30 protein-coding genes are annotated in these 25,451 nt (G+C 67.5%); 10 read left to right on the top strand and 20 right to left on the bottom strand.

From position 1 onward, the window contains the following. Nucleotides 1-39: 39 nt before the first annotated feature. Genes D5041_RS05225 through D5041_RS05205 form a run of 5 tightly spaced genes read right to left on the bottom strand, consistent with a single transcriptional unit; the run spans nucleotide 40 to nucleotide 2,770 of the window. On the bottom strand, nucleotides 40-579 hold the full coding sequence (locus D5041_RS05225) for a F0F1 ATP synthase subunit delta (RefSeq protein WP_265284030.1): 540 nt from the start codon (nucleotides 577-579) through the stop codon (nucleotides 40-42). An 8-nt stretch (nucleotides 580-587) separates the two neighbouring features. Beyond that, nucleotides 588-1,058, bottom strand: coding sequence for a F0F1 ATP synthase subunit B (locus D5041_RS05220; RefSeq protein ID WP_010099713.1), 471 nt, complete (start codon nucleotides 1,056-1,058; stop codon nucleotides 588-590). Between the two features lie 35 nt (nucleotides 1,059-1,093). Then, a complete protein-coding gene (atpE, locus tag D5041_RS05215; protein WP_010099715.1) occupies nucleotides 1,094-1,348 on the bottom strand; it encodes a F0F1 ATP synthase subunit C in 255 nt (84 codons plus the stop codon). Between the two features lie 59 nt (nucleotides 1,349-1,407). Continuing rightward, complete coding sequence (atpB, locus tag D5041_RS05210; RefSeq protein WP_010099717.1) at nucleotides 1,408-2,286, bottom strand: F0F1 ATP synthase subunit A; 879 nt, start codon at nucleotides 2,284-2,286, stop codon at nucleotides 1,408-1,410. Between the two features lie 19 nt (nucleotides 2,287-2,305). Continuing rightward, nucleotides 2,306-2,770 (bottom strand): ATP synthase subunit I, encoded by a 465-nt coding sequence (locus tag D5041_RS05205; RefSeq protein ID WP_265284029.1) that lies wholly within the window; start codon nucleotides 2,768-2,770, stop codon nucleotides 2,306-2,308. A 245-nt stretch (nucleotides 2,771-3,015) separates the two neighbouring features. Here D5041_RS05205 and D5041_RS05200 point away from each other — a divergent pair, with 245 nt between their 5' ends. Genes D5041_RS05200 through lipA form a run of 3 tightly spaced genes read left to right on the top strand, consistent with a single transcriptional unit; the run spans nucleotide 3,016 to nucleotide 5,038 of the window. Continuing rightward, a complete protein-coding gene (locus D5041_RS05200) occupies nucleotides 3,016-3,333 on the top strand; it encodes a YbeD family protein (protein WP_265284028.1) in 318 nt (105 codons plus the stop codon). A gap of 17 nt (nucleotides 3,334-3,350) precedes the next feature. Then, entirely contained in the window at nucleotides 3,351-4,025 is a 675-nt protein-coding gene (gene lipB, locus D5041_RS05195) for a lipoyl(octanoyl) transferase LipB (protein WP_265258099.1), read from the top strand. A 14-nt stretch (nucleotides 4,026-4,039) separates the two neighbouring features. Further along, nucleotides 4,040-5,038: a lipoyl synthase gene (gene lipA / locus D5041_RS05190; RefSeq protein WP_265258100.1), complete on the top strand. Its 999-nt coding sequence runs from the start codon at nucleotides 4,040-4,042 to the stop codon at nucleotides 5,036-5,038. 153 nt (nucleotides 5,039-5,191) lie between these two features. Here lipA and D5041_RS05185 read toward each other — a convergent pair whose 3' ends face one another. Then, nucleotides 5,192-6,043, bottom strand: coding sequence for an amidohydrolase family protein (locus D5041_RS05185; RefSeq protein ID WP_265258101.1), 852 nt, complete (start codon nucleotides 6,041-6,043; stop codon nucleotides 5,192-5,194). An 80-nt stretch (nucleotides 6,044-6,123) separates the two neighbouring features. Here D5041_RS05185 and D5041_RS05180 point away from each other — a divergent pair, with 80 nt between their 5' ends. Next, on the top strand, nucleotides 6,124-6,453 hold the full coding sequence (locus tag D5041_RS05180; protein WP_265258102.1) for an L-rhamnose mutarotase: 330 nt from the start codon (nucleotides 6,124-6,126) through the stop codon (nucleotides 6,451-6,453). 31 nt (nucleotides 6,454-6,484) lie between these two features. Here the strand turns inward: D5041_RS05180 and D5041_RS05175 are convergent, their stop codons facing one another. From D5041_RS05175 to D5041_RS05160, 4 genes are all read right to left on the bottom strand, one after another. Further along, entirely contained in the window at nucleotides 6,485-7,276 is a 792-nt protein-coding gene (locus D5041_RS05175; protein WP_010099733.1) for a ZIP family metal transporter, read from the bottom strand. Nucleotides 7,277-7,280: 4 nt separating this feature from the next. Further along, nucleotides 7,281-8,132, bottom strand: coding sequence for an aspartate/glutamate racemase family protein (locus D5041_RS05170; RefSeq protein WP_010099734.1), 852 nt, complete (start codon nucleotides 8,130-8,132; stop codon nucleotides 7,281-7,283). Nucleotides 8,133-8,144: 12 nt separating this feature from the next. After that, a complete protein-coding gene (locus D5041_RS05165; protein ID WP_265284027.1) occupies nucleotides 8,145-9,035 on the bottom strand; it encodes an amino acid ABC transporter substrate-binding protein in 891 nt (296 codons plus the stop codon). Nucleotides 9,036-9,096: 61 nt separating this feature from the next. Beyond that, nucleotides 9,097-9,543 carry a hypothetical protein gene (locus tag D5041_RS05160; RefSeq protein WP_265284026.1) on the bottom strand — a complete coding sequence of 149 codons (447 nt, stop codon included), beginning with the start codon at nucleotides 9,541-9,543 and terminating at the stop codon, nucleotides 9,097-9,099. 236 nt (nucleotides 9,544-9,779) lie between these two features. Here D5041_RS05160 and D5041_RS05155 point away from each other — a divergent pair, with 236 nt between their 5' ends. Further along, nucleotides 9,780-10,331 (top strand): c-type cytochrome, encoded by a 552-nt coding sequence (locus tag D5041_RS05155; RefSeq protein WP_010099738.1) that lies wholly within the window; start codon nucleotides 9,780-9,782, stop codon nucleotides 10,329-10,331. Between the two features lie 8 nt (nucleotides 10,332-10,339). Here D5041_RS05155 and D5041_RS05150 read toward each other — a convergent pair whose 3' ends face one another. Then, nucleotides 10,340-10,900 (bottom strand): DUF2946 family protein, encoded by a 561-nt coding sequence (locus D5041_RS05150; RefSeq protein ID WP_265258105.1) that lies wholly within the window; start codon nucleotides 10,898-10,900, stop codon nucleotides 10,340-10,342. Between the two features lie 142 nt (nucleotides 10,901-11,042). Here D5041_RS05150 and D5041_RS05145 point away from each other — a divergent pair, with 142 nt between their 5' ends. Then, entirely contained in the window at nucleotides 11,043-12,701 is a 1,659-nt protein-coding gene (locus tag D5041_RS05145; protein ID WP_265284025.1) for an NAD+ synthase, read from the top strand. A gap of 51 nt (nucleotides 12,702-12,752) precedes the next feature. Beyond that, on the top strand, nucleotides 12,753-13,091 hold the full coding sequence (locus D5041_RS05140; protein ID WP_010099741.1) for a P-II family nitrogen regulator: 339 nt from the start codon (nucleotides 12,753-12,755) through the stop codon (nucleotides 13,089-13,091). 93 nt (nucleotides 13,092-13,184) lie between these two features. On the opposite strand, the gene D5041_RS05135 is transcribed toward D5041_RS05140, so the two are convergent. After that, nucleotides 13,185-15,512, bottom strand: a complete 2,328-nt coding sequence (locus D5041_RS05135) for a glycosyltransferase (RefSeq protein ID WP_265284024.1) — start codon at nucleotides 15,510-15,512, stop codon at nucleotides 13,185-13,187. Between the two features lie 169 nt (nucleotides 15,513-15,681). Here D5041_RS05135 and D5041_RS05130 point away from each other — a divergent pair, with 169 nt between their 5' ends. Both D5041_RS05130 and D5041_RS05125 read left to right on the top strand, forming a co-directional pair. Continuing rightward, nucleotides 15,682-16,464 (top strand): glycosyltransferase, encoded by a 783-nt coding sequence (locus D5041_RS05130; protein WP_138927735.1) that lies wholly within the window; start codon nucleotides 15,682-15,684, stop codon nucleotides 16,462-16,464. Continuing rightward, nucleotides 16,461-17,561, top strand: coding sequence for a glycosyltransferase family 4 protein (locus tag D5041_RS05125; RefSeq protein ID WP_010099746.1), 1,101 nt, complete (start codon nucleotides 16,461-16,463; stop codon nucleotides 17,559-17,561). The genes D5041_RS05130 and D5041_RS05125 overlap by 4 nt, the downstream gene beginning before the upstream one ends. A gap of 31 nt (nucleotides 17,562-17,592) precedes the next feature. Here the strand turns inward: D5041_RS05125 and D5041_RS05120 are convergent, their stop codons facing one another. From D5041_RS05120 to D5041_RS05095, 6 genes are all read right to left on the bottom strand, one after another. Continuing rightward, nucleotides 17,593-18,186, bottom strand: a complete 594-nt coding sequence (locus D5041_RS05120) for an LOG family protein (RefSeq protein ID WP_029553960.1) — start codon at nucleotides 18,184-18,186, stop codon at nucleotides 17,593-17,595. Further along, complete coding sequence (locus D5041_RS05115) at nucleotides 18,179-18,592, bottom strand: diacylglycerol kinase (protein WP_010099750.1); 414 nt, start codon at nucleotides 18,590-18,592, stop codon at nucleotides 18,179-18,181. The genes D5041_RS05120 and D5041_RS05115 overlap by 8 nt, the downstream gene beginning before the upstream one ends. A gap of 4 nt (nucleotides 18,593-18,596) precedes the next feature. Further along, a complete protein-coding gene (locus D5041_RS05110; RefSeq protein ID WP_010099752.1) occupies nucleotides 18,597-19,115 on the bottom strand; it encodes an RDD family protein in 519 nt (172 codons plus the stop codon). A gap of 27 nt (nucleotides 19,116-19,142) precedes the next feature. After that, on the bottom strand, nucleotides 19,143-19,946 hold the full coding sequence (locus D5041_RS05105; RefSeq protein WP_265284379.1) for a DUF3106 domain-containing protein: 804 nt from the start codon (nucleotides 19,944-19,946) through the stop codon (nucleotides 19,143-19,145). Between the two features lie 126 nt (nucleotides 19,947-20,072). Continuing rightward, the gene (locus D5041_RS05100) at nucleotides 20,073-20,519 is read right to left on the bottom strand and encodes a DUF3619 family protein (protein WP_010105223.1); all 447 of its coding nucleotides are present in this window, start codon (nucleotides 20,517-20,519) and stop codon (nucleotides 20,073-20,075) included. Beyond that, nucleotides 20,516-21,085 carry an RNA polymerase sigma factor gene (locus D5041_RS05095; protein WP_010105224.1) on the bottom strand — a complete coding sequence of 190 codons (570 nt, stop codon included), beginning with the start codon at nucleotides 21,083-21,085 and terminating at the stop codon, nucleotides 20,516-20,518. The genes D5041_RS05100 and D5041_RS05095 overlap by 4 nt, the downstream gene beginning before the upstream one ends. Nucleotides 21,086-21,357: 272 nt before the next feature. Here D5041_RS05095 and D5041_RS05090 point away from each other — a divergent pair, with 272 nt between their 5' ends. Further along, a complete protein-coding gene (locus tag D5041_RS05090) occupies nucleotides 21,358-23,388 on the top strand; it encodes a transglutaminase TgpA family protein (RefSeq protein ID WP_265284377.1) in 2,031 nt (676 codons plus the stop codon). A 43-nt stretch (nucleotides 23,389-23,431) separates the two neighbouring features. Here the strand turns inward: D5041_RS05090 and moeA are convergent, their stop codons facing one another. Together moeA and mobA are read right to left on the bottom strand one after the other, a co-directional pair. Beyond that, nucleotides 23,432-24,760 carry a molybdopterin molybdotransferase MoeA gene (gene moeA / locus D5041_RS05085; protein WP_265284023.1) on the bottom strand — a complete coding sequence of 443 codons (1,329 nt, stop codon included), beginning with the start codon at nucleotides 24,758-24,760 and terminating at the stop codon, nucleotides 23,432-23,434. Continuing rightward, the gene (gene mobA, locus D5041_RS05080) at nucleotides 24,757-25,431 is read right to left on the bottom strand and encodes a molybdenum cofactor guanylyltransferase MobA (protein WP_265284022.1); all 675 of its coding nucleotides are present in this window, start codon (nucleotides 25,429-25,431) and stop codon (nucleotides 24,757-24,759) included. The genes moeA and mobA overlap by 4 nt, the downstream gene beginning before the upstream one ends. Nucleotides 25,432-25,451 lie beyond the last annotated feature (20 nt).

Here is a 25,451-nt window from a genome sequence, read left to right as displayed (position 1 = left end):
TTTCCTTCTTTCTTGGGTTCGCTGCGACCGCGCCGCGCGTTAGGCGACGAGGACCGCTTTCATTTGTTCCAAACGGGCCTTGACCGAGGTGTCGAGCACCTCGTCGCCCACCACGACGCGAATTCCGCCGATCAGCGACATGTCCTGCCGAACGACGAGATGGAGCTTGCGGCCGAAGCGCTTTTCCAGCGCCGTGCCGACCCCGGACAATGCGGCGCCGTCCATGGGAAAGGCGCTGTACACCACGGCGTCCGAGAATCCACTGCGGCGGTTCACGAGGACGTGAAACTGCGCCGCCATTTCCGCGAGCGCGTCGGTGCGCCGGTTGGCGATGACCGTGCGCAGGAAATTCTTGGCCGCATCGGACAGCGCCGAGCGGACGACACCGCTGAACACGGCAAACACCTGGTCTGCCGTCACCTTGGGGTCGTTGGCCAACTGGCGCAGTTGGGGGTCGGCGGCAATTGCCGCCAGTTCGTCCAGCCAGGCCGCGGTGCGGCCCGGATCGGCGTCCGAAGCCGTAGTGGCTTGGAACAGGGCCTCGGCGTAAGGGCGGGCAATGGTGGCGAGTTCGGCCATATCTGCCCTTACAGCTCGGTCTTCAGGCGGTCGAGCAGGTCGGCATGGACGCCGGCGTCGACCTCCTTGCGCAGAATCTGCTCGGCGCCCCTGACGGCCAGCGCCGCCACCTGCGCACGCAGGGTTTCGCGGGCCTGCACCATCTGCTGCTCGGCCTCGGCGCGGGCGGCGGCAATGATCTTGTTGCCTTCGTCGGTAGCGCGGGCCTTGGCTTCTTCGACGATGGCCTGGGCACGGCGGTCGGCGTCCGCAAGGCGCGCGGTGGTCTCGGTGCGCGCCTGCGACAGTTCCCGCTCGACGCGCTGGTTGGCCGCGCTGAGCTCGGACTTGGCACGCTCGGCCGCGGCCAGGCCATCGGCGATTTTCTGGGCGCGTTCATCGAGCGCCTTCGCGATCGGGGGCCACACGAAACGCATCGTGAACCCCACGAGAATCAGGAAGACGATGGCCTGAACGAACAGGGTCGCATTGATGCTCACGGCAACACCTTTCTGTCAGTGGCGTGGAACGGGAATCAGGTGATTTGCAGCGTGAAGGGGTTGGCGAACGCGAACAACAGGGCGATGGCCACACCGATCAGAAACGCGGCGTCGATCAGGCCGGCGAGGATGAACATCTTGGTTTGCAGTTCGTTCATCAGCTCGGGCTGGCGCGCCGACGATTCGAGGAACTTGCCGCCCATCAATGCGATGCCGATGGACGCGCCGATGGCGCCGAGACCAACGATCAGACCACAGGCCAAAGCGACATAACCGAGAACGTTTTCCATGATGACTCCTGAGTTGAGAAAGAAAAGGGAAGAAAAAAGGAACGATGAAGGGAATCCACCTAGTGCGCGTTGTGCGCCTGGCCCAGGTAGATCAGCGCCAGCATCATGAAGATGAAGGCTTGCAGCGAGATCACCAGAATGTGGAACAGCGTCCAGATGGTCCCCGCGATGATATGGCCCACGGGCAGCAGCACCCCCGACAGCGACAGCGCCGCCGCGCCGCCCATGAGCGCGATCAGCATGAACACCAGCTCGCCGGCGTACATGTTGCCGAACAGGCGCATGCCGTGCGAGACGGTGTTCGCGACGTATTCGATGATCTGCATCAGCAGGTTGATCAGGCCCAGGATCAGCGCGGGCAACAGGTGCTTGCTGGTGCCAAAGGGGGCCGACACCAGCTCGTGCGCCCAGCCGCCGGCGCCCTTGATCTTCACGCTGTACCAAAAGCGCAGGAGCAGCACGGCAAGCGCGAGGCCGAGGGTGGTGGACAGGTCGGCCGTGGGAACGACACGCAGGTAGGCGTGGCCCGGGTCATGGCCGGCGGCGCCGTAGACCCCGGCCCAGATCGCGGGCAGCAGGTCCACGGGGAGCATGTCCATGAAGTTCATCAGGAAGATCCAGACGAACACCGTCAAGCCCAGGGGGGCGATGAACCTGCGGCTTTCGGCGTTGTGGATGATGGCCTTGGCCTGGTGATCGACCATTTCCACCAGAATTTCCACGGCCGCCTGAAAGCGCCCCGGAACGCCGGAGCTCGCCTTGCGCGCCGCGGACCAGAGGACGAACAGCGCGAGCAAACCCAGCAGCAGGCCCACGGCCACGGAGTCGTAATTGATGACGGAAAAGTCGATGATCCCGGTCTGCTTGGTGTTTTGCAGATGCTGCAGGTGGTGCGTGATGTATTCACTCGCCGTCAGTGCGTGCGTTTCTTCGGCCATCGAACGACTCTTGGTTCTATCAAACAGTTTTTCGGACACCAGGCCGCACCCAGAGTGCTACCCAGTACGTTTTCATTGCGACCAGCATGCCCACCAGCAGAGCCACCCAATGGAGGCCCGCCACCAGCCGGGGCGCCGCTGCGAGCAAGGCCACGGTGAACGCGATCTTGGCGATTTCCCCGCCAAAGAACCCCACCCAGGCAGCGCGCGGATGGACCGACGCCTTGTGGCGCACCATGGCGTGCGCCAACAAAGCGGCCGGAGCCACCACGGCAAATGCGCCGTAGGCCGCAGACCAGCCCAGCGCCGCGTTGCCCGTCAGAACCCAGGCCGCCAGCGCCACCAGCAGAGCGGCCACTGCCTGACCCGCGACGATCTGCCACACGGAGACGGGCGGATTGCGCTTGCGCCACTGCCCGGCTTCCTGGGCATTCAGGGCCTTGCATCCGGATTCTTCTTCCGTCTCAGGCGCGAATGTTTTCATCGTTGAATGGCGCCCGCGTTACCAGAGCTGCAACTTTCACAAAGCCTCGAATTATAGGTACAAAGCCCGTGGCTTCGACAAAGGCCCGGCCAAGCGCTCCGCGCGCATGTCCCGTTGTGGTGATGCGCCAACGGCCCGTGGCCGGTCTGGCGCCCGCCCGGGGATGCCGCGAGGCCGCGCAGCAAGGGCGCGCACAATGGGGGGCCACCATTGAAACCGACGCGCAAACCACAGCCCCCTGCCCCATGAGCGCCCCCACTTCTCCCCCCGCAAACGGCCGCGACGCACAGGCTGCCGATCCACGCAAGGACTCGCTGATCGAGTACCCCTGCCGGTTTCCGATCAAGGTCATGGGCACCAAGGCGGACGGCTTCGTGCATGCCGTCACCGAACTGGCCCGCCGGTTCGACCCGCGCTTCGACGCCGCCACGATGGAACTGCGCGCCAGCCGGGCCGGCAACTACCTCGGAGTGACCATCACCATCACGGCGACCAGCCGCGAGCAGCTCGACGCGTTGTACCGCGCGCTCTCCTCGCTCCCCATGGTGAAGATGGTGCTGTAAGCGCTGCAGGAAACGGCATGACGATCGCCATCCGCATGCTCGGTCGGGCGGACTACGCCGCCACCGTACACGCCATGCAGGAATACACGGCGACCCGCGGACCCGACACCCCCGATGCGCTGTGGTTGTGCGAGCACGCAGCGCTCTATACGCAAGGGCTCGCCGGCAAGGGCGAGCACATGCTCGACCCGGGGGGCATTCCGGTGCTTGCCAGCAACCGCGGCGGACAGATCACTTTTCATGGCCCCGGCCAGGTCGTGGCGTATCCGCTGATGGACCTGCGCCGGGCCGGCTATTTCGTCAAGGAGTACGTGCACCGCGTGGAAGAGGCCGTCATCCGCACGCTGGCGCACTTTGGCGTCACGGGCCACCGCGTGCGCGCAGCGCCGGGCGTCTACGTGCGGCTGGCCGATCCGCGCAGCCACGCCATGCTCCCCCAGGCCCCGGGCCCGGCGCCCGATTTCCATGGTCTGGGCAAGATTGCGGCCCTGGGAATCAAGGTCAGCCGGCACTGCACCTACCACGGCGTCGCGCTGAATGTCGCAATGGACCTGGAGCCCTATGCCCGCATCAATCCATGCGGGTACGCCGGATTGCAGACGGTGGACCTTTCTACAATCGGGGTCCGCACCACTTGGACTGAAGCCGCGCAGTTGCTGGGCCGACAACTCGGCACCTGGCTCGCGCCCTGAACCACCGAAACGCCATGAGCCTCCCCGAAGCCGTCCGCGAAGCGCCGCCCCCCCCAGCCTACGACCCGCTGACCAAGCAAAAGGCCGCGGCCAAGCTGGCGCGCATCCCGATCAAGGTGCAAGCGGGCGAGCGGCTGGAAAAGCCCGACTGGATCCGGGTGCGCGCCGGCAGTCCGACGACGCGCTTCTACGAGATCAAGGAAATCCTGCGCGCGCACAGGCTGCACACCGTGTGCGAGGAAGCGTCGTGCCCGAACATCGGGGAATGCTTCGGCAAGGGAACGGCCACCTTCATGATCATGGGCGACAAATGCACGCGCCGCTGCCCGTTTTGCGACGTGGGCCACGGCCGTCCCGACCCGCTCGACCAGGACGAGCCGCTGAACCTGGCCCGGACCATCGCCGCGCTCAAACTCAGCTATGTGGTCGTGACCAGCGTGGACCGCGACGACCTGCGCGACGGCGGCAGCGGCCACTTCGTGGCCTGCATCCGGAACATCCGCGCGCTCTCGCCGGAAACGCGGATCGAGATCCTGGTTCCCGACTTTCGCGGGCGCGACGACCGCGCGCTTGAAATCCTGCAAGCCGCGCCGCCCGACGTCATGAACCACAACCTCGAAACGGCGCCCCGCCTGTACCCGCAGGCACGCCCGGGCTCCGACTACCAATTCAGCCTGAACCTGCTCAAGAAATTCAAGGCCCTGCACCCCGGGGTGCCGACCAAGAGCGGAATCATGGTCGGCCTGGGCGAAACCGACGAAGAGATACTGCAAGTAATGCGCGACATGCGCGCGCACGGAATCGACATGCTGACCATCGGCCAGTACCTGGCCCCCAGCAGCAGCCACCTGCCCGTGCGCCGCTACGTGCACCCCGACACCTTCAGGATGTTCGGGGAAGAGGCCCGCAAGATGGGCTTTGGCCACGCGGCCGTAGGCGCCATGGTGCGCAGCAGCTACCACGCAGACCAGCAGGCACACGCAGCGGGTGTGCCTGTCGGCCAGGCAAAGTAATTCAGCCGACTGACGGGCACGGCGGGTTCAGCCCTTGACACCGCCAAGAGTCAGTCCCGAAATCAGGTGTTTTTGCACCAAGAACGTCAGCAGCAGCGCGGGAATGATTATCAGCACAGCCATGGCGCACACTGTTGGACATGATGAAACGTCCTAAGCCTGATCAGCGAGCCGGTAAATGCGGCGTGCATTGCCATGCGCGAGCGCATCGACCTGTGCGCCGCTGCATCCGGCGAGCAGCATGTCTGTGGCCGCTTTCCATGTGGCAAGGCCGCGGGTCAGATTGCATACGGGGAAATCACTTCCCCAAACCACTCTGTCCCAACCAAAGCAGTCCAGCACATGGTCAAAATACGGACGCAAATCGCGCGCCACGCTCGCCACATCCCCATCGGGCCAGCGATTTGCATCACCATACGCAATGAGACCTGAAATCTTGCATGCCATATTCGGATTCGATGCGAGCCGTGCAATATCCTCTTTCCAGGGAGTCAACACCTGACGCGCCACCGCGGGCACGCCGCAGTGATCCAGCACGAATTGTGATTCGGGACAGGCCCTTGCCAAGGCGTCAGCCAAGGGGAGTTGCCGCGCCAGAACGCATACGTCGAAAGGATGCCCCTTGCGCGTCAAGGCCCGCACATTGCGGCGAAATATGTCGCCCGTAGACACATGATCCGGAACAACGTGCAGTACGCGCCTGAAACCATGAATCAGCGGGTTGGACAGCGTCCGCTCCAGGAAGTCGCCGATCTCATCCTGTTCGGGTCGGCAGGATGAGATCGCTCCGGCAATCATGCTGCCTGGCTGACGAGCCAAATCGCCAATCAGCTCGGTTTCCGCCTCCATCTGCTGCACCCGAACATCCACCTCCATGTGCAAAGCCTGGCAAATGCCCAGCGGCTGTGCCGTGCAAGCATATTCTTCCAGGGGAAAGGCCCGATCCAGCACGGGCAATGACCTTGTCCAGTCATAGTCCAGGCGCTGCGGATAGAGCAGATGCAAATGGGTGTCAATCCATGGGCGCATGATACTCAGCTGTCACGCGAATTGCTCACCCCGGCCCCTGAAACAGGAGACAACGCATGCAACGCCATGGATCGGTCATCGGCATCAGAGCCGAAATGCTGGAGGAATACAAGGCACTGCACGCAGCCGTGTGGCCCGCAGTGCTGGCGCAGATCCAGCGCTCCCACATCCGCAACTACACCATTTATCTCCGCGAACCGGAGAACCTGTTGTTCAGTCACTTTGAATACCACGGGAGCAATTTTGCACAGGACATGGAGCGCATGGCAGAAGACCCTGAAACGCAGCGCTGGTGGGCCGTATGCAAACCATGTCAGATTCCATTGGGCACCCGGAAAAGTGGCGAGCACTGGGCCGGAATGGAGGAAGTGTTCCATTGCGACTGAGCAGGACTCCGTCAAAACCGCCGCTGTTAGTTCAGTGCGTGTGGTGCGCGGCACCGCTCACCAGCGTGGTCAGCACCATGCCGGCGATGAGCCAGGCAATCTGGATCAGCGTCTCGCGGGCCGGCAGGCGTTTCTGGAGTTGGGGAATCAGATCGGCCAGCGCCACGTACACGAAGCTGCTCGACGCCACCACGAGGAAATACGGCAGAAAATCCTGCAGCCGCTCCACCAGAAAATAGCCCGCCACTCCGCCGAGCACCGTGACTGCCCCGGCGAGCGATACCTTGACCAGCGCCACGCGCCGGCTGGGGCTGTTCTGGCGCAGCACCACCAGATCGCCCATGTGGTGCGGAATCTCGTGCGCCAGCACGGCAACGGCGGCAACCGCGCCCAGGCGGAGGTCCGCCATGAACGCCGACGCGATCAGGATGCCGTCGCCAAAGCAATGCACGCTATCGCCCATGAGCACGGCCCAACCGCCCGGGGGCAGGCCATGATCGTGCCCGCCGTGTGCGTGCGGCTCGGCATGGCCGTGCTCATGCCCGTGGTGCCACAGCTCGGCCTTGTCGAGCAGGAAGAAGAAGACCACGCCCACCAGCAGCGTGGCAAAAAGCGCATGCGCGTCCGCCTGGCTCTCGAAGGCCTCGGGCAGCAGGTGCATGAAGGCGGTGGCCAGCAGGGCCCCCGCGGCCAGGCTCAGCAGGTGCGGAGAGCCCACGCTGTCCGTGCGCCCGCCCAGGCCCAGCCGCATGAGCAGCGCAGCCAGCCACACGCTGCCAATGCCGGCGGCCAGCGTGGCCAGGATGATGGATGTCAGGGTCATGGCTTCATGGAGTTGGTTTCGAGGCGGAGACGGGCGGAACCGATGGAGGGCGCACCGCGGTCCTGGGCAGGGCCGGGGCAGCGTTGGCTGCACCGGGGCCGCAGGCATTGCAGTAGGCATGCCGCGCCAGCGCTGCGGCCAGCACCGCCGAGGGGTTGAGCAGTGCCAGGCCTTCGAGCCGGGGGTGTTCCGACAGCGCCAGGGGAATCTCGGTGCAACCCATGATGAGCGTGGACACTGCGCAGCGCTGCCGCAGCGCGAGCGCGACGGCTTCGAAGCGCTCGCGCGCCAGCGCATGGTTGCCAGCTTTCACCCCGTCGTAGATGCCTTGCATGAGTTGCTCGCGCTCGTGCGCTGCGGGAACGAAGCAGTCGATTCCGCAGCACTCCAGTGCGCGCTGATAGAGCCCTGCGTCGTAGGTCCCCTGGGTGGCGAGCAGGCCCACGCCGCGCACCTTGCGCGCCGCGAGTTCGGCCACGACCTCCTGCACGCCATGCAGGACCAGCAGTTGCGGAAAGCGCTGTTGCAGCAAGCCATGCCAGGCATGGGCGGTGTTGCAGGCGATGGCCAGCACACGCACGCCCAGGGCCACCAGCCGCCCGGTGACCTGGAGCATGGGTTCCGCCGGCTGGTGCGCGCCCGGGCGGCTGTCGCGCAGCGCCGCCGTGCGGTCAGGAATCGGGACCTGCGCCAGCCAGTGCTCGGGGTACGCCTGGTCGTGCACGGGAATTCCGAGCAGGCCCATGCGCTCGGTGCACGCCTGCACGAACAGGCGCACGAAGTCGGCCCCGGCTGCGGGCCCCATGCCGCCCAAAATTCCCACGGCCTGTGTGCCGTGCTGCTCACGCGCGGACATGCGTCCTCCGGCTCACAGGGCCGGCTTGTCGCTTTGGGCGACGAGGTTCTCACGCAGTTCCCGGCCCATGGGCAGGTTCAGATTCTGGTTGCGCGGCGGCACGGGCGACATGAACCACTTGGCGTAGAGCTTTTCGAATTCGCCTGACGCCATCATCCCGCCGATCACGCCGTTGACCAGCGACTGGAACTGCGCGTCGTCCTTGCGCAGCATGCAGGCGTAGGGCTCGACCTGCAGCGCGTCCCCGACCACGACCCAGTCCGCCGGGTTGCGGGCATTGCCGATCAGGCCGAAGAGCAAAATGTCGTCCATGGCAAAGGCCTCTGCACGACCGCTGTCGACCAGCAGCATGGCGTCGTCATGGTCCTTGCCGAGAACGATCTCCATGTCCAGGTTGTTGTCGCGGTTGTATTTGCGGATCACCTGCGCATTCGTGGTTCCCGAGGTGCTGGCCACCTTCTTCCTGGCCAAGTCCGCGTAGTTTCTGATGCCCGAGGTCTTTTTCGTCAGCAGGCGCGTCCCGGTGTAGAAGTGGTTGATGGCGAACTGCACGTCCTTGCCGCGCGCGCTGTTGTTGGTGGTCGATCCGCATTCCAGGTCGATGGTCCCGTTTTGCAGCAGCGGAATGCGGTTCTGCGACGTCACGGCCTGCAGATCGACCTTGATCGCGGGGTTGTTCAGATGCCGCTTCACGGCGTCGGCGACGGCGTTCGCAATGTCCACCGCAAACCCCACCGGCCTCTCCGGCCCGACCAGGTAGCTGAACGGCACCGACGCCTCCCGGTAGGCCAGCGTGATCTTGCCCGTCTCGGCAATCTTCCGGAGGGTGTCGGCGCTGGCCAGGGGGCTGATCAGCAAGCCGGTGGCGAGGAGAGCGGCGGATGCAGCGGCGCGGAACTTCATGGGGATCCCTTTGCAAAAAGCGGCTTGCAGGCTTGGAGGAATGCAGGTCGGGCACCGTAGGTTACGCGGGGTTGACAGCGGGAAGCGGCATGGCGGCGGGTGCGCCGATACGCGCCCACTGGATCGCCGCGGCGGTCACCCAGATACCGAGCAGGTGGTGACTGAAGTCCAGCGCATGGCGAATGCCGAAAGGCAGGTCGCCCGTCAGCAGGTGCTCGATCTCGTGCACGGCGAAGAACAGCGTGGCCATGATCGTCACGCCTGCAATCACGCATCGGAACCCCCGCGCACGCACGACCAAGGCCAGCAGCGGCATGAAGAAGTACAGCGTGAAGATCCCGGTCATCACAAGCAATTCTCCATAACCCATGTCACGGGCCCAATTGCTGAAGTTTTCACCAATGGCGCTGTGCGTCAGGTCTATGACGAACATCGCCATCATGACCATGCCCATTTGCACCCAGCCCAGGACCACCACTGCGCGGAGCGTCTTTTCCCTGTCGTTCATTTGCATTTCTTTCAGAGAGAGCGTTTCATCTATCGGCCCGTCTGCCTGCGCGCTGAAAACGCGCGGCCCCATCGAACAATTCATTTGCACGGATGGACCATGGCCATAATTTATGCCCGCCGTCGTCGCCGGCTACGGCAAGCCATTTGACCACAGAGCCCGGGCGCACCGGCCCCGCAGATATAATTTTCGGCTGCCCGATCACAGCACAGCCCCCCGACACCTCCGAGGACGCCATGAGCGACATCCCCTACGAAGAAGAAGACCATACCGGTCCGATCAAGACCCCCAAGCAGTTGCTGGTCGCGGTGCTTTTCTCGTTTGTGATTCCGATCTTTTCCATCATCGGCTTGGTCCTGTACGTCGCGTCGGCAGACAAACCCGCTGCGGGCGTCGTGAATCCCGAGAAGGCGATCGCAGAGCGCCTCCAGAAGGTCGGCATGGTGGAAGTGCGCGACGCCGATCGCCCGCTCCAGGGGGGCGCCGACGTGTTCAAGACCCAATGCTCCGCCTGCCACGCCACGGGGGTCGCGGGGGCGCCCAAGTTCGGCGACACGGCGGCCTGGTCCGCACGCATAGGGGTCGGGTTTGAAGCGCTGGTGCAGTCTTCCCTGAAGGGCAAGGGGGCGATGGCCCCGCAAGGCGGCGGTGATTTCAGTGACACCGAAATTGCCCGCGCCGTGGCGTACATGGCGAATGCGGGCGGCGCCAAGTTTGCCGAACCTGCAGCGCCAGCGCCTGCCGACGCCGCGTCGGCGGCTGCACCAGAGGCTTCCGCCGCCAAGTAATCCAGCGCTCATGCCCGCGGCCGGGCGGGCGCCTTGGCGCCGGCGTTGGCCGCGGCGCGCGGGCTCAGGACGTAGCCATGGCGCGCGGGCAGATCCTCGGCGCGCACGTCGCGGGGAGTCCAATGCCCGGCGTCCACGGCGTCCGCAGCAAGCGCCACGTCCAGCGTGTGCACCAGGCCGACGCCGATGTCTGAGTCCAGATAGACGCGGCCCTGCGCGTCCACCAGACAATCGTGCACCACGGCCCTGCGGCCGGTATGGCTCACGACGGAAAAGCCATCCGCCTGCAAGCGCCAGATCCAGGGCGTGATCTCGAGCTCCACGTAGACGCGCTGGGGCCCGTTCTGGAAAAACCATTGCCCCTGCGCGTCGGGTTCGTAATTGCGCGCAATGAATCCGATGAGCCCTTCATGCTGCAGCAGCGCGCCCTTGCTGTGCGGAAAAGCGCCGGCCGCCTGCGTTGCGTCGTCGCGCATGTACCAGCGGCCGCGTGCGTCCAGCCCGAGCCAACCGCAGCAGTCGGGCACATTCGGCCATTTGCCCAGGGCCTGTTTGACGATGTCATCCATGCGCCGATTGTGCTTGCAGGCTTGCGGCCTGTTCCAGGCAGTCTGCCCGCACGGTCCGCGCCCCGAGCGCCCAGGCCCGCGGGCGATAATGGCGCCTGCGGTCAGCGCGCGCCCCGTGTCGCGGGCCTGCATTTCCAGTTCCATGACCCTCTCCATTTGCACCGCGCAGCTCAACTTCGTCGTGGGCGACATGCCCGCAAACGCGCAAAAGATCGTTGCGGCGGCGCGCCAAGCGCATGCCCAGGGAGCCCGCTTGCTGCTCACGCCCGAACTGGCCATCTGCGGCTACGCCGCCGAAGACCTGTTCCTGCGTCCCGCGTTCATTGCGGCCTGCGACGCTGCCGTGCGCACCGTGGCCCGCGAGACGGCGGGGCTGGAGGGCCTGGTGATCGTGCTCGGGCATCCGCAGGCGGCCGCGCCCGGTGCGGCGGCTTTCAGCACCTGCTTGAACGCCGCCAGCGTGCTGCGCGCCGGGCGCATCGAGCAGACCTACGCCAAGCGCGAACTGCCCAACTACCAGGTGTTCGACGAGCGCCGCTATTTCACGGCCGGCACCAAGCCCTGCGTGTTCGACGTGCAAGGCCTGCGTGTGGGCGTGCTGATCTGCGAAGACGCCTGGTTCTCCGCGTCGGCGCGCGAGACGGCGGCTGCGGGCGCCGAGTTGCTCGCGGTCATCAATGCATCGCCCTTTCACCTGGGGAAAAGCGCCGAGCGCGAGCAGACCATGCGCGAGCGCGTCGCCGAGACCGGGCTGCCGCTGGTCTATGCCCACCTGGTCGGCGGGCAGGACGAGGTGGTTTTCGAGGGCCGCTCGTTTGCGCTCGGCGCCGATGGCGCGGTGGCCGGGCGGGCACCGGGTTTCCAGGAACAGCTGGTGTCCATGCAAGCCCGCAGAACACCGGAGGCCCTCCGGATCGAAGCGGATATCGCCCCCGAGCGCAGCCTGGATGCGGACCTGTGGGACGCGCTGGTGCTGGGCGTGCGCGACTATGTGGGCAAGAACGGCTTTCCGGGCGTGCTCGTCGGGCTGTCGGGCGGAATCGACTCCGCGCTGGTGCTGGCGCTTGCCGTGGACGCGCTGGGCGCCGGCAAGGTGCGAACGCTGATGATGCCCTCGCCCTACACCGCCGACATCAGCTGGATCGACGCGCGCGACATGGCCTGCCGGCTGGGCGTGCGCCACGAGGAGATCTCGATCAAGGCGCCATTCGAGGCGTTCAAGGCCGCACTGGCCACGGAATTTGCCGGCCTGCCCGAGGACACGACCGAAGAGAACCTGCAGGCACGCATCCGGGGCACGCTGCTGATGGCGCTGTCCAACAAGTTCGGCTCCATTGTGCTGACCACGGGAAACAAGAGCGAGATGTCCACGGGCTACTGCACGCTCTACGGCGACATGGCGGGCGGCTTTGCCGTGATCAAGGACGTGAGCAAGACGCGCGTGTTCGAACTGGCCCGTTGGCGCAACGCGCATGACCCCTACAGCACCGGCGCCAGCCCGATTCCCGAGCGCATCATCACCCGCCCCCCGAGCGCCGAACTGCGCCCCGACCAGAGGGACCAGGACAGCCTGCCGCCGTATGCGGTGCTCGACGCCATCGTGTCGCGCTACATGGAAAACGACGAACCCATCGAATCCATCATCGCCAGCGGCCTGGACCGCGCCGACGTGGAGCGCGTGACGCGCCTCATCAAACTCAATGAATACAAGCGCCGCCAGGCCCCACCAGGGATTCGCGTCACGCGCCGCAGCTTCGGCAAGGACTGGCGCTACCCCATCACGAGCCAGTTCAGGGCCTGACGTTCAGCGCTTCGGCTTCCCGCCCCCTTCACCCCTTCCAGGAAACCCGCCATGAGAATGATCACCGCCGTCATCAAGCCATTCAAGCTCGAAGAAGTCCGCGCAGCCCTGGCCGAATGCGGCGTGACCGGTCTTACCGTGACCGAGGTCAAGGGCTTTGGCCGCCAGAAGGGCCACACCGAGCTGTACCGCGGCGCCGAGTACGTGGTGGACTTTCTGCCCAAGCTGAAGATCGAGGTCGCCGTGAGGGCCGAGGACGTGGAGCGTTGCGTGGACGCCATCGTGCATGTGGCGCGCACGGGCAGGATCGGCGACGGCAAGATTTTCGTGACCCCGGTGGAGCGTGTGCTGCGGATCCGTACCGGTGATCTGGACGAGGCGGCGATCTGAAGTCAACGGCCTGCGGTGAACAGGGGCTGCCGTTTCAGCACCGGACGCAGCGCCTGTCCCTTGGCCGGTACGAGGCCACGGGAGCGCGCGCCATCAGGCCCTGAGCCAGTTTTTCACCCGCGTTTGCCAGTGCTGCGGAATCCGCTGTGCCAGGCCGCGCAGCAGCGGGTGCGAGCGCAGGCGCAGCAATCCCACGAGCAGCAGCGAGCGCAGCGCGCCGGCCCGGGGCCGGTGCGATTGCAGAAAGTCTTGCAGCAGCGGACCGGGCGGCGTCACGTCGGGCAGGCCTTGCAGGTAATCGTGGCGGTAATGCCAGTCCGCGGCGGGCGGCGGCGCTGCCTGCACGATGGGCGCAGGGGCCTGTGCGCAGACGAAGTGGCGCACGCGCAGATCCAGGAAGCACTCCAGCCACTGCGTGGCGGACCTGTCCCAGGGCAGCACCCAGCTCCAGGGCCGGCCGGCGAGCCGTTCGGCGAACGCGCCCAGGTCGGGGGCGACCACGGGCAGGCCGGCGCGTAGCGCGGCGCTCAGCGTGTAGCTATAGGTTTCGGGCCAGAGGGCGGGGAACCACACCAGGTCGGGCCGCAGCCGTTGCAGCAGGTCGGGCAGGTCCTTGTCTTCGTAGGCGCCGTGTACGGTCAGGCACGCGTGCGGCCGGGTTTGCAGGTGGCGATAGCCGTAGCCGAGCAGATGGAACTCGATGGGCGCCTGGCGCTTGGCGGCTTGCTGCGCCACGGCTTCGAGCAGGTCTGCGCCCTTGATGGCGCTCAGGGAGCCGAGGACGGCGATCTTCAGCGGCGCATCGGCCGGGCGGGGAGGAGGCGCGATGACGGTGCTGTTCACCACCGGGTCCGTGACGTCGGTGTGCGGCACCACGCGCAGGCGGGCGCCCGGTGCGAACGCGGCCATGCGCCGGGCGGCGTCATGGCTGGGGACCAGCAGGTAGCGCGCGGCGACCAGGAAACGCCGGTTGCGCTGGCGCCAGTCGGCCACGCTGCCGGGGCCGCTGGGGGCCTGGGCATGCGGGGAGCAGCACGCGCATTCGCCGGGGGAGGGGCCGTCTGCATAGCGGTTCCCGTCGCCGGTCAACGAGATGCGCGTGCAGTAGCTGTAGAAGTCATGCGCCGTGAAGTCGTAGGCCAGTCCCAAGGCCTGGGGCAGGTCGGCAATCAACGGGTCGTGGCCCAGCAGGTGGTGGTAGTGGATATGGCGCACACCGAGTTGGCGCAGCACCTGCACCAGGCTCTGGTACTGGTCGGCGAGCCGGAAGACGAGTTCAAAGCCTTCGTCGGCACTCGCCAGTTGCAGGCACACGCGGCGCCCGGGCGCAGGGGCCAGGGTCAGGAACAGCGCCTGCGCGCTCAGGTGCTGCGCCAGTTCGCGCACGTGGCGCAGCGTGCCTCCGGCGCGATCGTGCAGCACGGCCAACACCACCGGCAGTTTCGACCGGGTGATGCGGGCAACGTCCAGCGCCAGGCGGTAGAGCCGGGCCGGATCGGCCTGCACAAAGGCCATGACGGCGCTTTCATAGTGCGGGTGCAAACGGCGCAGGACGTGCATCGCGGCCTGCTCGCGCGCGTTCTTGCTCTCGCCGAAGCTGACGCCGCCGGTGTGCAGCACAAAGGTGTCGAGCAGGTGCAGGTTGCGCCAGCCGGCCTTCGCTGCACGCTGGCAGAAGTCATTCTCCTCGCCATAGCCCTTGCCGAAGTTGTCGCTGTCGAACAGGCCCAGCTGGCGCAGGCAGTCGCGGCGGATATACATGCAAAAGCCGACCCCGGTGGGCACGTCGACCACGGCGCCGGGGTTGGTCTGCGCGCACAGCGCGTCGAGCGTGGCGCTGTCGTAGCCGGCGGGCAGTTCGTTGGCTGCGCAAAAGCGCGGGTAGCTGCAGATGGTGGCGTTGTTCGACAGCGGCGTGACCGAGGCGATCCGGCGGTCGCCATAGGCGGCGCGGCGCAGGCGGTCGAGCCAGTCCGCGTTGACCTCGGTGTCGTTGTTGAGCAGCAGCACGTCGTGGCTGTCCGACAGGGCCATGCCGCGGTTCACGCTGGCCACAAAGCCCAGGTTCTCAGGGTTTTCCAGCAGCGTGATGCGGCTGTCCTGCGCGGCCCGGGCGCGCAGCCAGGCAGCGAGCTCGGGCTCGGGGCTCGCGTCGTTGATGACGATCAGGCGGTACGCGCTCTGGCAGCGGTTGGAGAGCACCGAATCGACGCAGCGGCGGGTGTCCGCGAGCCCCCGGTACACCGGAACGATGATGTCCACCGGGTGCCCGGACACGGCAATGGGCGCAGGCACTGCCTGGGCGCTGCGCTGGCGTGGTGCCCGGGCCAGCAACCGGTCGATGCGCATCTTGGCATGGACCAGGGGACGGGTGGCGCGGAACACGGCGGAGTTCTCCATGGTCTTCAGAGGTTGCTGCAAACGCGGGGTTTCACATTGCCAGTTGGCTCATTGCTGCACGCGCTGCCTGCTTGCAAGGAACTGGCCCGGAGCGCCGTTGATGCAAGTCAGCCAGGGAATGCGGCATGCCGAAATTATGCGGGCGGGGGCAGCGCATGACGCGCTGAAGACAGGGACAATCGCGGCCCTGATGACTTCTCTTTCTCTCTGCGGTTTGGCCGTCTCGGTGGTCAGCCATGGCCATGGCGCGCTGGTGCAGCGTCTGCTGGACGACTTGGCACAGCTGAGCAGCGCCACGGTGCGGCGCGTCGTGCTCACGCTGAACCGGCCCGAGGCCCCGCCCTTGCCGCCCGCCGGTGGCTGGCCCTTTGCGTTGCAGCTGCGCTGCAATACCCGGCCGCTGGGCTTTGGCACCAACCACAACCGGGCCCTGGCGGGCGCGGCCGAGCCCTTTGTCTGTGTGCTGAACCCGGATATCGCGCTCACCGCTGGCGACCCTTTCGCCGCGCTGGTGCAGGCTGCCGGGGCGCCGGGAATTGGCTGCGCCTACCCGGTGCAAGTCGATGCCCGGGGCCGCGCGCAAGACAGCGAGCGCGCGTTGCCCACGCCCCGGGCCCTGTGCCGCCGCCACATGGGCGGGCGCAAGGAAACCACGGTGGATTGGGTCAACGCCGCCTGCCTGGTGCTGCCGCAGCCGGTGTGGCAGTCGCTCGGCGGGTTTGACGAGGCTTTCTTCATGTACTGCGAAGACGTCGACCTGTGCCTGCGTCTGCGCCTGGCCGGCTTCAGTCTGGCGCGCGCGCCGGCGCAGCTGATGCATGCAGGCCAGCGGGCCAGCGCGCGGCGGCTGAACCATCTGCGCTGGCATCTGCAAAGCCTCTGGCGGCTGTGGCAATCGCCCGTGTACCAGCAGGCACAGCAGTTACCCGCAGCGCAGCGCAGCGCCATCGGCGGTAGTATCGACGCTCCATGATTTGGTTGTCTGTGGTGGGTTTCTTGGTTGCGGCGCTGGCGGCAGCGCTTATCGTGCGCTGGGGTCGCGAGCATGCGATGGCCTATGGCAATGCCATGCCGCAGCGCTTTCACTTGGGCGATATTCCCCGCCTCGGCGGGGCCGCGCTGCTGGCCGGTATGGCCGTGGGTTGGGGGCTGGGGGTCTGGCAGTCCTGCCAGGGTGACCCGGGGTCGCTGCGCCTGGGCCCCTGGGTAGGCAACTGGCTGCTGGTCTTGCTGCCCGCTGCGCTGGGCGGCATTGCCGAGGACATGACGCAGCGCCTGCCGGTGCGCTATCGGCTGGCGCTGACCGGCGCGTCCGGCGCGCTGGCGGTGCTGCTGCTCGACCTCGCCCTGCCCCGCCTGGGTTGGCCCTGGCTCGACACCATGCTGCGCGCAGCCCCCTGGCTCGGCGCTGCCATCGCGATGCTGGCGGTCACCGGCCTGCCGCATGCGTTCAACATCATCGACGGCTACAACGGCCTGGCGGGCATGGTCGCGCTGATCCTCTGTCTGGCCCTGGCCCACGTGGCGTTGCAGGTCGGCGACCGCGCGCTGGCCGCGCTGCTCGTGTCCACCGCCGCAGCCACCGCGGGTTTTCTGATCTGGAACTACCCGCGCGGCATGCTGTTTGCCGGCGACGGCGGGGCCTACGTCTGGGGCGTGGTGATTGCGCTGGCCAGCATTTCGCTGGTGCAGCGCAATCCCGCCGTATCGCCATGGTTCCCGATGCTGCTGTTGATCTATCCGGTCTGGGAGACGGTTTTCTCGATCTATCGCAAGGCCGTGCGCGGCGTCTCGCCCGGCGTGGCCGACGCGCTGCATTTTCACCAGCTCATCTACCGGCGCATCGTGCGCGGCGTGTTTCACGACGACGAATCACGCCGGGTGCTGATGCGCAACAACCGCACCTCGCCTTATCTGTGGGGCTTTACGCTGCTCACCGTCGTGCCCGCCATCCTGTTTTGGAACAACACCCCCCGGCTGATGGGGTTTTGTGGCCTGTTCGTGGTCAGCTATGTGCTCGCCTACCTGGCCATCGTGCGGTTCAAGGTGCCGCAGTGGTTGCGCCGCTGAGCCCTACGGAGCGCGGAGTCCGGCACCGGCGTCAAATCACGCTGCGCAGCGCCACCGGGGCCTGGCCGGGGCCGGCCGACTGCACCAGGCTGCGCAGCAGGGCCTCGGCGTCGGTCGCTGCGTGCAGCAAATCCATCTGCCACTCGCTCATGAAGCCGCTGGCCACGCTGGTGCGCAGAAAGCCCATCAGGCCGTCGTAGTAGCCCGCCACGTTGAGCAGGCCCAGCGGTTTGTCGTGGTAGGCGAGTTGGCGCCAGGTCCAGACCTCGAACAGTTCCTCGAAGGTGCCGATGCCGCCGGGCAGGGCGACGAAGGCGTCGCTGCGCTCGGCCATCATGGCCTTGCGCTCGTGCATGGTCTGCACGATGTGCAATTCGTCGCAGCGGCGGTTGGCGAGTTCCTTGTCCACCAGCGTTTGCGGGATCACGCCCACGACGCGGCCTCCCGCCAGGCGTGCGGCCTCGGCGACCACGCCCATGAGGCCGCTGCTGCCCCCGCCGTACACCAGTTGGCCGCCATGGGCCCCGATCCAGCGCCCCACCGCTTGCGCGGCCTGGGCAAAGGCCGGGTCTGCGCCGGGGCGCGAGCCGCAGTACACACAGAGGGAGAAAGCCGGATCAGCCATGGAAAAACCTCTGGAAAACCGCCGCCCCCCAGATGCTCGTGCACAGGAGCAGCGCCAGCAGCACCGCCGCGCTGCCCATGTCCTTGGCGCGCTTGGACAGGTCGTGCCATTCGGGCCCGATGCGATCGATGGCGGTCTCGATTCCCGTGTTGAGCAGTTCCACGATCATCACGATCACGACCGAACCCGCGAGCAGCGCCGCTTCGACCCAGTTGCGTCCGACCCAGATCGACAAGGGCAGCAGGACCACCGCGGCAATGGCCTCCTGGCGAAAGGCTTTCTCGCCCCAGCCGGCGCGCAGTCCCTCCAGGGAATAACCCGCAGCGTGCCAGATGCGGTTCAGGCCCGAGCGGGCCTTTTGCGGGTTGACCGGGACTGTCGGGGAAGGCGGGGGAGATGCGGACATGCGGCTATTTTTTCGGAATTTCGCAGCGCACCAGCCGGGTGCCGGCGAGCGCGTCGTGCCAGAACTGCCGCTGCGGGTGGAAGCGGCTCAGCACGGCCCACAGCGCCACCCAGCCGAGCACGGCGACCGCGGCCTCTTCCCCCGAGAGCGAGAACGGGGCCGCAACCGCCAGCGGCGGCAGAAACCAGAGCCAGCTGAGCACATAGCGCAGCAGGGCGCGGACCTGAGTGGGGGGGTTGCCGGCCCGGTCGAGCACGCGGATGCGCCAGGTCTTTTGCGCGAGGGTCTGGCCCCGGGCCCAGAACCAGGTGAAATAAATGCCGAACACGACGAACAGGAAAGCCTGCAATGCATGGCGGTTGTCCAGGGCGTTGCGCGTCTGGCTCAGGGCGCCGAACAGGTAGCCCGCAATGAAGACCACCCCGCACAGCAGCAGTCCCTCGTACAACCAGCAGGCCATGCGGCGCCAGAGGCCGGGGGCGGAATCGGCGCGCGGCGTGCGGGCGCAAGGGGAAGCGGGCATGGGGGCGGGACGGGGCAGCTTGCAGAGTTACTGAGGATGCAGGACCGCGTTGTCGGGGAGGGCGGCAGCGGGGGCGCTTTCACCGGCGCCAGCCCCGGCACCCAGTGGCGGCAGGGCGGTCGGAACGGCCACGGACGCGGCCACGGGTGCGGCCTCCACGCCGGTGAACGCGGCCGGCGGGCTTTGCGGGGCGTTGCCCGCTGGCGGCGGGGGCGCCGCCAGAGCCGCCGGAACGACCGGAGCCGCCGCACGGGGGGACTGGGCGACGACCGGCGCGATCTTGGGCGCGTTCGGCCGGCCGGGGTTGGCCTGCGTCGCGGCCGGCACCTGGGCCAGCTTCTTGGGCGACACGGGGTGCAGGGCCGTTGCAGCGCCCACGGGCCTGGGCGCCGCCCGCGCTGCGAGTGCGCGCCGTTCTTCATCGGACAGGGCCTGGTAGGCCTCCCACTGCGCGCGTTTGTCGTCGCGCGCCAGGCGGGTGGTGACGGCGTAATTCAGCCGGGCCTGGTTGCGCTGCTGCGCGCTCAGGTTGGCCCAGTCCGTGATGCGCTCGCGAAACTTCTCCCGCTCCTGCTCCGACAGGGCCGGGTAGCTCGCCGCGAGCGTCAACCAGCGGCGTTTCTGGGCCTCGCTGATGCGTGCCCAACGCTCGGCGAGCGGGTCCAGCGCCAGCTTCTGCTGCGTGCTCAGGGTTTCCCAGCCCGGGCCCGCTTCGGTCTGCGGCTGGGCGTCCGCAGCCGGCACCGCCGGAGCCGGGACGCCATGGCGATCCGGATTCGCCGCTGCGGCTTCGGCCCGCGTCTGCAAGAGGGTGCTCGGCGCCATGCGCATCCGTACCCACACGGGTCCGGCCACGGCGGCAAGCACGCCCAGGAGCGCCAAAGCCAGCACGAAGGCTGGCTGGATGCGGGGGGGGGCGGGGGGGGATCGAGCGCATGCAGTCCCGGGTCAGGCGGCTCAGTCCAACTGCGCAGATGTCTTGAGAAATTGCACGAAGCCCTGGTCGGCGTAAGCGGCCGGAGGCAGGTCGTCGGTCAGCAAAGCGGCGTCCACCTCGGCCACGTCGTGCGCGCTGCACTCGTCCTGCGCCATGTTGATGAACACCAGACCCACCACCAAAGCCAGCAGCGGAACGGCCGAGACCAGCGCACCCCACCAGCCGCCGCGGCCCAGCGTGGCGTAGCCGCCGGCATGGACGATCGTGTCAGCGGGGGCCGTGCGCCAGGCCGGGGCCACCGGCAGGCGCCTGGCCAGCGCCTGCACGCGCGCTGCGCGCAGGCGCTCGGAGATCTCATACGGCAATTCATCGATGCCGCCGGACAGGCGTGCCGTGACGCGCAGCGCAAAGCGCTCCGCCGCCGCAGCCGATGCGGGTACCGAGGGGGTTTGTACCGTGTTCTTCATGGTGCGATTCCTTTTGCCTTCAGTGCCTTGCCAAGGGTTTGGACGGCGCGAAAGCAATGCGTTTTCACACTGCCCTCGGAGCAACCCATGGCGGCCGCCGTTTCTGCAATATCCATTTCTTCCCAGTAACGCAATAGAAATGCCTCCCGTTGACGGGGAGGCAGCTGAGCGATCTCCGCTTCGATCCCGCGCAGGATCTGCGCCCGCCGGGTGGTATCTTCCGCGCTTTCCGTCTTGTTGTCGCCATCTGGTCCGCAATAGGCTTCGAGCAGATCAAAATCTGTTCCATCTTCGCCCGTTCCGACAAAATCGCCCATGCTCGAAAACAGTGCATTGCGGCTTTTCTGGCGGCGAAACCAGTCCAGGGTGCAGTTCGACAGGATGCGCTGATACAGCATGGGCAGTTCGGCTGCCGGCTTGTCTGCGTAATGCTGCACCAGCTTGAGCATGCTGTCTTGCACGATGTCGAGCGCCGCTTCCTCATTGCGTACATGGTAGATCGAGCGCTTGAAGGCGCGCCTTTCCACGCTTTTGAGGAAGTCGGAGAGTTCTTGTTCGGTTGCCAAGACGGGTTAGCCCGGGACGGTGCCAGGAGCCCCCAGAAAATGCGACCATCCGGCACGGTAAATGCCGCCGATTATCGCACCCGGCGGCGTCTCTCGCGGTTCCAAAAAGTCCGCCTGACGTGCGCTCGTGGCGTTTGCGCTGCACATTCCACCGGATCCCCCGGCGGGGTCTGACGGGCGCCTTCCGGGAGGCAGAGAAGCGCGCAAAAGGCGGGAAAATCCGACGACACCCCGCCCCCCATTCGCCGCTGCGCGGCATGAACCGCCTTCCCATGAACCTGCGCCAGACCCTCGACTGCCTGCCCCGCGACGCCCGGGACACGCTCTGGCTGCTGTTCGTCATCGCCTGGGTCATCGCCCCGCAGGCCGGCATCCTGCCGCTGTGGGCCGGCCTGCTCGCCGCGGGCCTGCTGCTGTGGCGCGGCTGGCTGGCCTGGACGGGCCGCCCGCTGCCCGGGCGCTGGACGGTGGGGGCGCTGCTGGTGCTGGCCGCGGTGGGCGCCCTGTTTACCTACCGCACCATCCTCGGTCGCGACGCCGGGGTGACGCTCATCGTGGTGCTGCTGGCGCTGAAGATGCTGGAACTGCGCGCGCGGCGCGATGCCCTGGTGGTGTTTTTCCTGGGCTTTTTCACGATGCTCAGCAATTTCTTCTTCTCGCAATCGCTGAGCACGGCGGCCGCCATGCTCGTGGCCCTGCTCGGATTGTTGACGGCCCTGGTCAACGCGCACATGCCGGTGGGCCGCCCGCCGCTCATGCAGGCGTTTCGCATCGCGGGTGCAATGGCCCTGCTGGGCGCCCCCATCATGGCCGCGCTGTTCATGCTGTTTCCGCGCATGGCGCCGCTGTGGGGCGTTCCCGGCGACACCATGGCGGGGCGCAGCGGCTTGTCCGGGGTGCTGAAGGTGGGCAACATTGCCGAATTGGCGCTCGACGACAGCGTGGCGCTGCGCGTGCGCTTCGACGACCTGGCCGCCCCACCGCAGAGCGAGCTGTACTTTCGCGGCCCCGTGTTCGGCAGCTTTGACGGGGTCGAGTGGCATGCGCTGACGTACCGCGGCGCCCCGCCCTCCGGCGCCGCAGCCAACCTGCGGGTGCACGGCGCGCCCGTGCGCTACGAGGTGACCCTGGAGCCGCATCAGCAGCCGTGGTTGCTGCTGCTCGATGCAGCCGTCGACAAGCCCGTGCTCGCAGGAATGGAGAGCTCCATGACGCAGGACCTGCAGTGGCTCGCGAACCGGCCCATCACCGACATGCTGCGCTACCGGGCCCAGAGCTACACCGGGTTCACGTACGGCCCCGATACGCTGACCGCCAGCCTGCGCGCCTACACCGAACTGCCCGCGGGCTTCAACCCCCGCACGTGGGCGCTCGCCCGGCAGATGCGCAGCGAGTTGCAGACCGCCCCCGGCTCCACGCGGGACAGCGCCTGGGCGCTGGTGCAGACCGCGCTGACCCGCCTGCGCACAGGCGGATACGTCTACACGCTGGAGCCCGGCGTGTACGGACTGCACGGCGCCGACGAGTTCTGGTTCGACCGCAGGCAGGGCTTTTGCGAGCACATTGCCGCGGCCTTCGTGGTGCTCATGCGCGCACTGGAGATTCCGGCGCGCATCGTCACCGGCTACCAGGGCGGCGACCGCAACCCCGTGGACGGCTTCTGGACGGTGCGCCAGAGCGACGCCCACGCCTGGGCCGAGGTCTGGATCGCCGGGCGCGGCTGGGTGCGGGTGGACCCCACCAGCGCGGTATCACCCGGGCGCACCGGCGCCTTCGAGCGCCTGCGCACGCCGCGGGGCGCCTTTGCCACGGCCGTGGACACGGTCATCAGCCCGGGCCTGGTGCACAGCCTGCGCGCCGTCTGGGAGGCAGCGAACAACCGCTGGAACCAGTGGGTGCTCAACTACACGCAGAGCCGCCAGCTCGACCTGCTCAAAGCGCTGGGTTTCGCGTCGCCCGACTGGCAGGATCTGACCATGGTGCTGGGCATTCTGATCGCCGCTGCGGCCCTGGGGGCCATGGCCTGGAGCCTGTGCGAGCGCAACCGGCAGGACCCGTGGCTGCGGCTGCTGGCGCGCACGCGCCAGCGCCTGGCGCACGCCGGCCTGGCGCTGCCCGAGACGCTGCCGCCGCGCGCCATCGCGCAGCAGGTGCGGGACCGATTCGGAGCGCGCAGCGCAGCACTTGCCGATTGGCTGCTGCGCCTGGAGCGCCTGCGCTACGCGCCGCGCGCCGAGACCGGGTTGCACCAACTGCGGCGCGAGTTCCGCAGGCTGCCCTGGCCCGCGGCGCCGAAATCCTGAAAGCCCCCAAGCCCCGCAGCGCGCTCCTCCCGGCAGCCGTCTCTCAGAGCACGCCGTCCAAGAGCATCACATCCACGGGATCGCCCACGGCCACAGGGCCCTGGTCGTGGTGCAGCACGATCAGCCCGTTGGCCTGGACCATGGAACGCAGAACGCCCGAGCCCTGGTTGCCCGTGGTGCGCACGTGCAGCGTTCCGTCCGGTGCCGTGCTGACGCTGCCGCGCTGGTACTCGGTGCGGCCGGCTTTCTTGCGCAGGGCCTCGGTGCTGATGGCGCGCAGCAGGGGCGGGGCGGGGCGTGTGCAAGCCATCATGCGCAGCAGGGCCGGGCGCACGAACGCGAGAAAGGTCACCATCACCGCGACCGGGTTGCCGGGCAGGCCAAACAGCAGCGCGGCGCCGGGATCCGGGGCGGCAGCATCCTCCTGCTGGCCTGCGGGGCGTGATGCCCGCGCGCGCGCGATGCGCCCCACGGCCATGGGGCGGCCGGGCCGCATGGCAATGCGCCAGAAGGCCATGTCGCCGAGCTGCTGCATCATGGCGCGCATGTGGTCGGCCTCTCCCACGCTCACACCGCCGCTGGTGATGATGGCGTCTGCCCGTTGCGCGGCAGCGCGCAATGCGGCTTCGAGCAGGGCGGGATCGTCGCGCACCACGCCCATGTCGATCACCTCCACGCCGAGCCGGCTGAGCATGCCGAACACGGTGTAGCGGTTGCTGTCGTACACCGCCGCCTCGCGCGGGGGATCGCCCGGGCTCAGGATTTCGTCGCCGGTCGAAAAATACGCCACGCGCAGGCGCCGGAACACGGGCACCGTTTCCAGTCCCAGGCTCGCGAGCAGGCCCAGCGCGGCGGGGCCGAGCCATTCGCCCGGCGCCAGCGCGACGCGGCCCTGCATCAGGTCCTCGCCCTTGAAGCGGCGGTTGTCGCCCGGTTTCAGCGTGTCGGCGGCGATGCGGATGCAGCCGTTCCCGGCGTCCGTGGTGAACTCCTGCGGCACGACGGTGTCCAGCCCCGCGGGCAGGACCGCGCCGGTCATGATCCGCACGCACGCACCGCGCGCCACCGCGCCCGCCCAGGGCTTGCCGGCGAACGCGCTGCCCGCCACGCGCAGCGTCAGGGGCTGGCCGGCGACGAGCTCCGCGCCGGCCAACGCGTAGCCGTCCATGGCCGAGTTGTCATGCGACGGCACGCTGATGGGCGAGATCACGTCGCGCGCGAGCACGCGGCCCAGGGCTTGGAAGAGGCCGACTTCCTGCGTCGCGACGACGGGCTCCACCAGGCGCTGCAAGAACGCGTGCACGTCGGCAACGCTCAGGGCCTGCGGGTCGTAGCCTTGCAGTTCGGCGGCAATCTGGGCAATGGTCTTCATGGGGAATCGGCGCGTGGCGGGTGCCCCGCGGGTTCGGACCCGGGGTCGGCGCTGCGCTCGAGCCTATGCAGTTCGGCCAGGGTGTTGGCGTTGAAAAAGGCCTGGGGGTCGTCGCCCGGTTCGTCGAATGGCACGATGGCGCAGGCGTGCCGGCCCGTCCAGGCGTCGATCTTGCGGCCGCCGGCCTGGGTGAAGGCCGCCAGGCTCTCGAGCAGGTCCGCACGCAGCAGGCAGAAGACGGGCTGGGGGCGCACGCTGACGCCGCCCGCGCCATCGTCCTGCGGCGCGGCGGCCATGGCGATGTCCGCGCCCTGCTGCTCGGCGGCCGCCGCCAGGCGCGTCGCCAGGGTCAGCGGGAAGAACGGGGTGTCGCACGGCACCGTCAGCAGCCAGGGCGTTGCGCAATGCTCCAGCCCGGTCAGAAAACCCGCCAGCGGACCCGCGTAGTCGGCCAGCACGTCCGGCCATACCGCGGCGCCAAAGGCCTCGTAAGCCGCCAGATTGCGGTTCGCGTTGATCAGCACGCTACCCGTCTGCAACTGCAGGCGCAACAACGTGTGCAGCGCCAGCGGCAGGCCGCGAAAGGCCTGCAGGCCCTTGTCCACGCCGCCCATGCGCGCGCCCTTGCCGCCCGCGAGGACGAGGCCGGTGATGTCCTGGATATGAATCATTTCCGGGTTCGCTCTGCCGG

This window comes from Verminephrobacter aporrectodeae subsp. tuberculatae (assembly GCF_026127385.1).
GTDB classification, from domain to species: Bacteria; Pseudomonadota; Gammaproteobacteria; order Burkholderiales; family Burkholderiaceae_C; genus Acidovorax; species Acidovorax aporrectodeae.
Note: the sequence above shows the minus strand (reverse complement) of the source record. Positions and strands in the feature narration are given on the sequence as shown.

Coding starts and splice junctions, on each gene's coding strand:
- D5041_RS05225 (WP_265284030.1), bottom strand. CDS start 579: ATGGCCGAACTCGCCACCATTGCCCGCCCTTACGCCGAGGCCCTGTTC.
- atpE (WP_010099715.1), bottom strand. CDS start 1,348: ATGGAAAACGTTCTCGGTTATGTCGCTTTGGCCTGTGGTCTGATCGTT.
- atpB (WP_010099717.1), bottom strand. CDS start 2,286: ATGGCCGAAGAAACGCACGCACTGACGGCGAGTGAATACATCACGCAC.
- D5041_RS05205 (WP_265284029.1), bottom strand. CDS start 2,770: ATGAAAACATTCGCGCCTGAGACGGAAGAAGAATCCGGATGCAAGGCC.
- D5041_RS05200 (WP_265284028.1), top strand. CDS start 3,016: ATGAGCGCCCCCACTTCTCCCCCCGCAAACGGCCGCGACGCACAGGCT.
- lipB (WP_265258099.1), top strand. CDS start 3,351: ATGACGATCGCCATCCGCATGCTCGGTCGGGCGGACTACGCCGCCACC.
- lipA (WP_265258100.1), top strand. CDS start 4,040: ATGAGCCTCCCCGAAGCCGTCCGCGAAGCGCCGCCCCCCCCAGCCTAC.
- D5041_RS05180 (WP_265258102.1), top strand. CDS start 6,124: ATGCAACGCCATGGATCGGTCATCGGCATCAGAGCCGAAATGCTGGAG.
- D5041_RS05175 (WP_010099733.1), bottom strand. CDS start 7,276: ATGACCCTGACATCCATCATCCTGGCCACGCTGGCCGCCGGCATTGGC.
- D5041_RS05170 (WP_010099734.1), bottom strand. CDS start 8,132: ATGTCCGCGCGTGAGCAGCACGGCACACAGGCCGTGGGAATTTTGGGC.
- D5041_RS05165 (WP_265284027.1), bottom strand. CDS start 9,035: ATGAAGTTCCGCGCCGCTGCATCCGCCGCTCTCCTCGCCACCGGCTTG.
- D5041_RS05160 (WP_265284026.1), bottom strand. CDS start 9,543: ATGAACGACAGGGAAAAGACGCTCCGCGCAGTGGTGGTCCTGGGCTGG.
- D5041_RS05155 (WP_010099738.1), top strand. CDS start 9,780: ATGAGCGACATCCCCTACGAAGAAGAAGACCATACCGGTCCGATCAAG.
- D5041_RS05150 (WP_265258105.1), bottom strand. CDS start 10,900: ATGGATGACATCGTCAAACAGGCCCTGGGCAAATGGCCGAATGTGCCC.
- D5041_RS05145 (WP_265284025.1), top strand. CDS start 11,043: ATGACCCTCTCCATTTGCACCGCGCAGCTCAACTTCGTCGTGGGCGAC.
- D5041_RS05140 (WP_010099741.1), top strand. CDS start 12,753: ATGAGAATGATCACCGCCGTCATCAAGCCATTCAAGCTCGAAGAAGTC.
- D5041_RS05130 (WP_138927735.1), top strand. CDS start 15,682: ATGACTTCTCTTTCTCTCTGCGGTTTGGCCGTCTCGGTGGTCAGCCAT.
- D5041_RS05125 (WP_010099746.1), top strand. CDS start 16,461: ATGATTTGGTTGTCTGTGGTGGGTTTCTTGGTTGCGGCGCTGGCGGCA.
- D5041_RS05120 (WP_029553960.1), bottom strand. CDS start 18,186: ATGGCTGATCCGGCTTTCTCCCTCTGTGTGTACTGCGGCTCGCGCCCC.
- D5041_RS05115 (WP_010099750.1), bottom strand. CDS start 18,592: ATGTCCGCATCTCCCCCGCCTTCCCCGACAGTCCCGGTCAACCCGCAA.
- D5041_RS05110 (WP_010099752.1), bottom strand. CDS start 19,115: ATGCCCGCTTCCCCTTGCGCCCGCACGCCGCGCGCCGATTCCGCCCCC.
- D5041_RS05105 (WP_265284379.1), bottom strand. CDS start 19,946: ATGCGCATGGCGCCGAGCACCCTCTTGCAGACGCGGGCCGAAGCCGCA.
- D5041_RS05100 (WP_010105223.1), bottom strand. CDS start 20,519: ATGAAGAACACGGTACAAACCCCCTCGGTACCCGCATCGGCTGCGGCG.
- D5041_RS05090 (WP_265284377.1), top strand. CDS start 21,358: ATGAACCTGCGCCAGACCCTCGACTGCCTGCCCCGCGACGCCCGGGAC.
- moeA (WP_265284023.1), bottom strand. CDS start 24,760: ATGAAGACCATTGCCCAGATTGCCGCCGAACTGCAAGGCTACGACCCG.
- mobA (WP_265284022.1), bottom strand. CDS start 25,431: ATGATTCATATCCAGGACATCACCGGCCTCGTCCTCGCGGGCGGCAAG.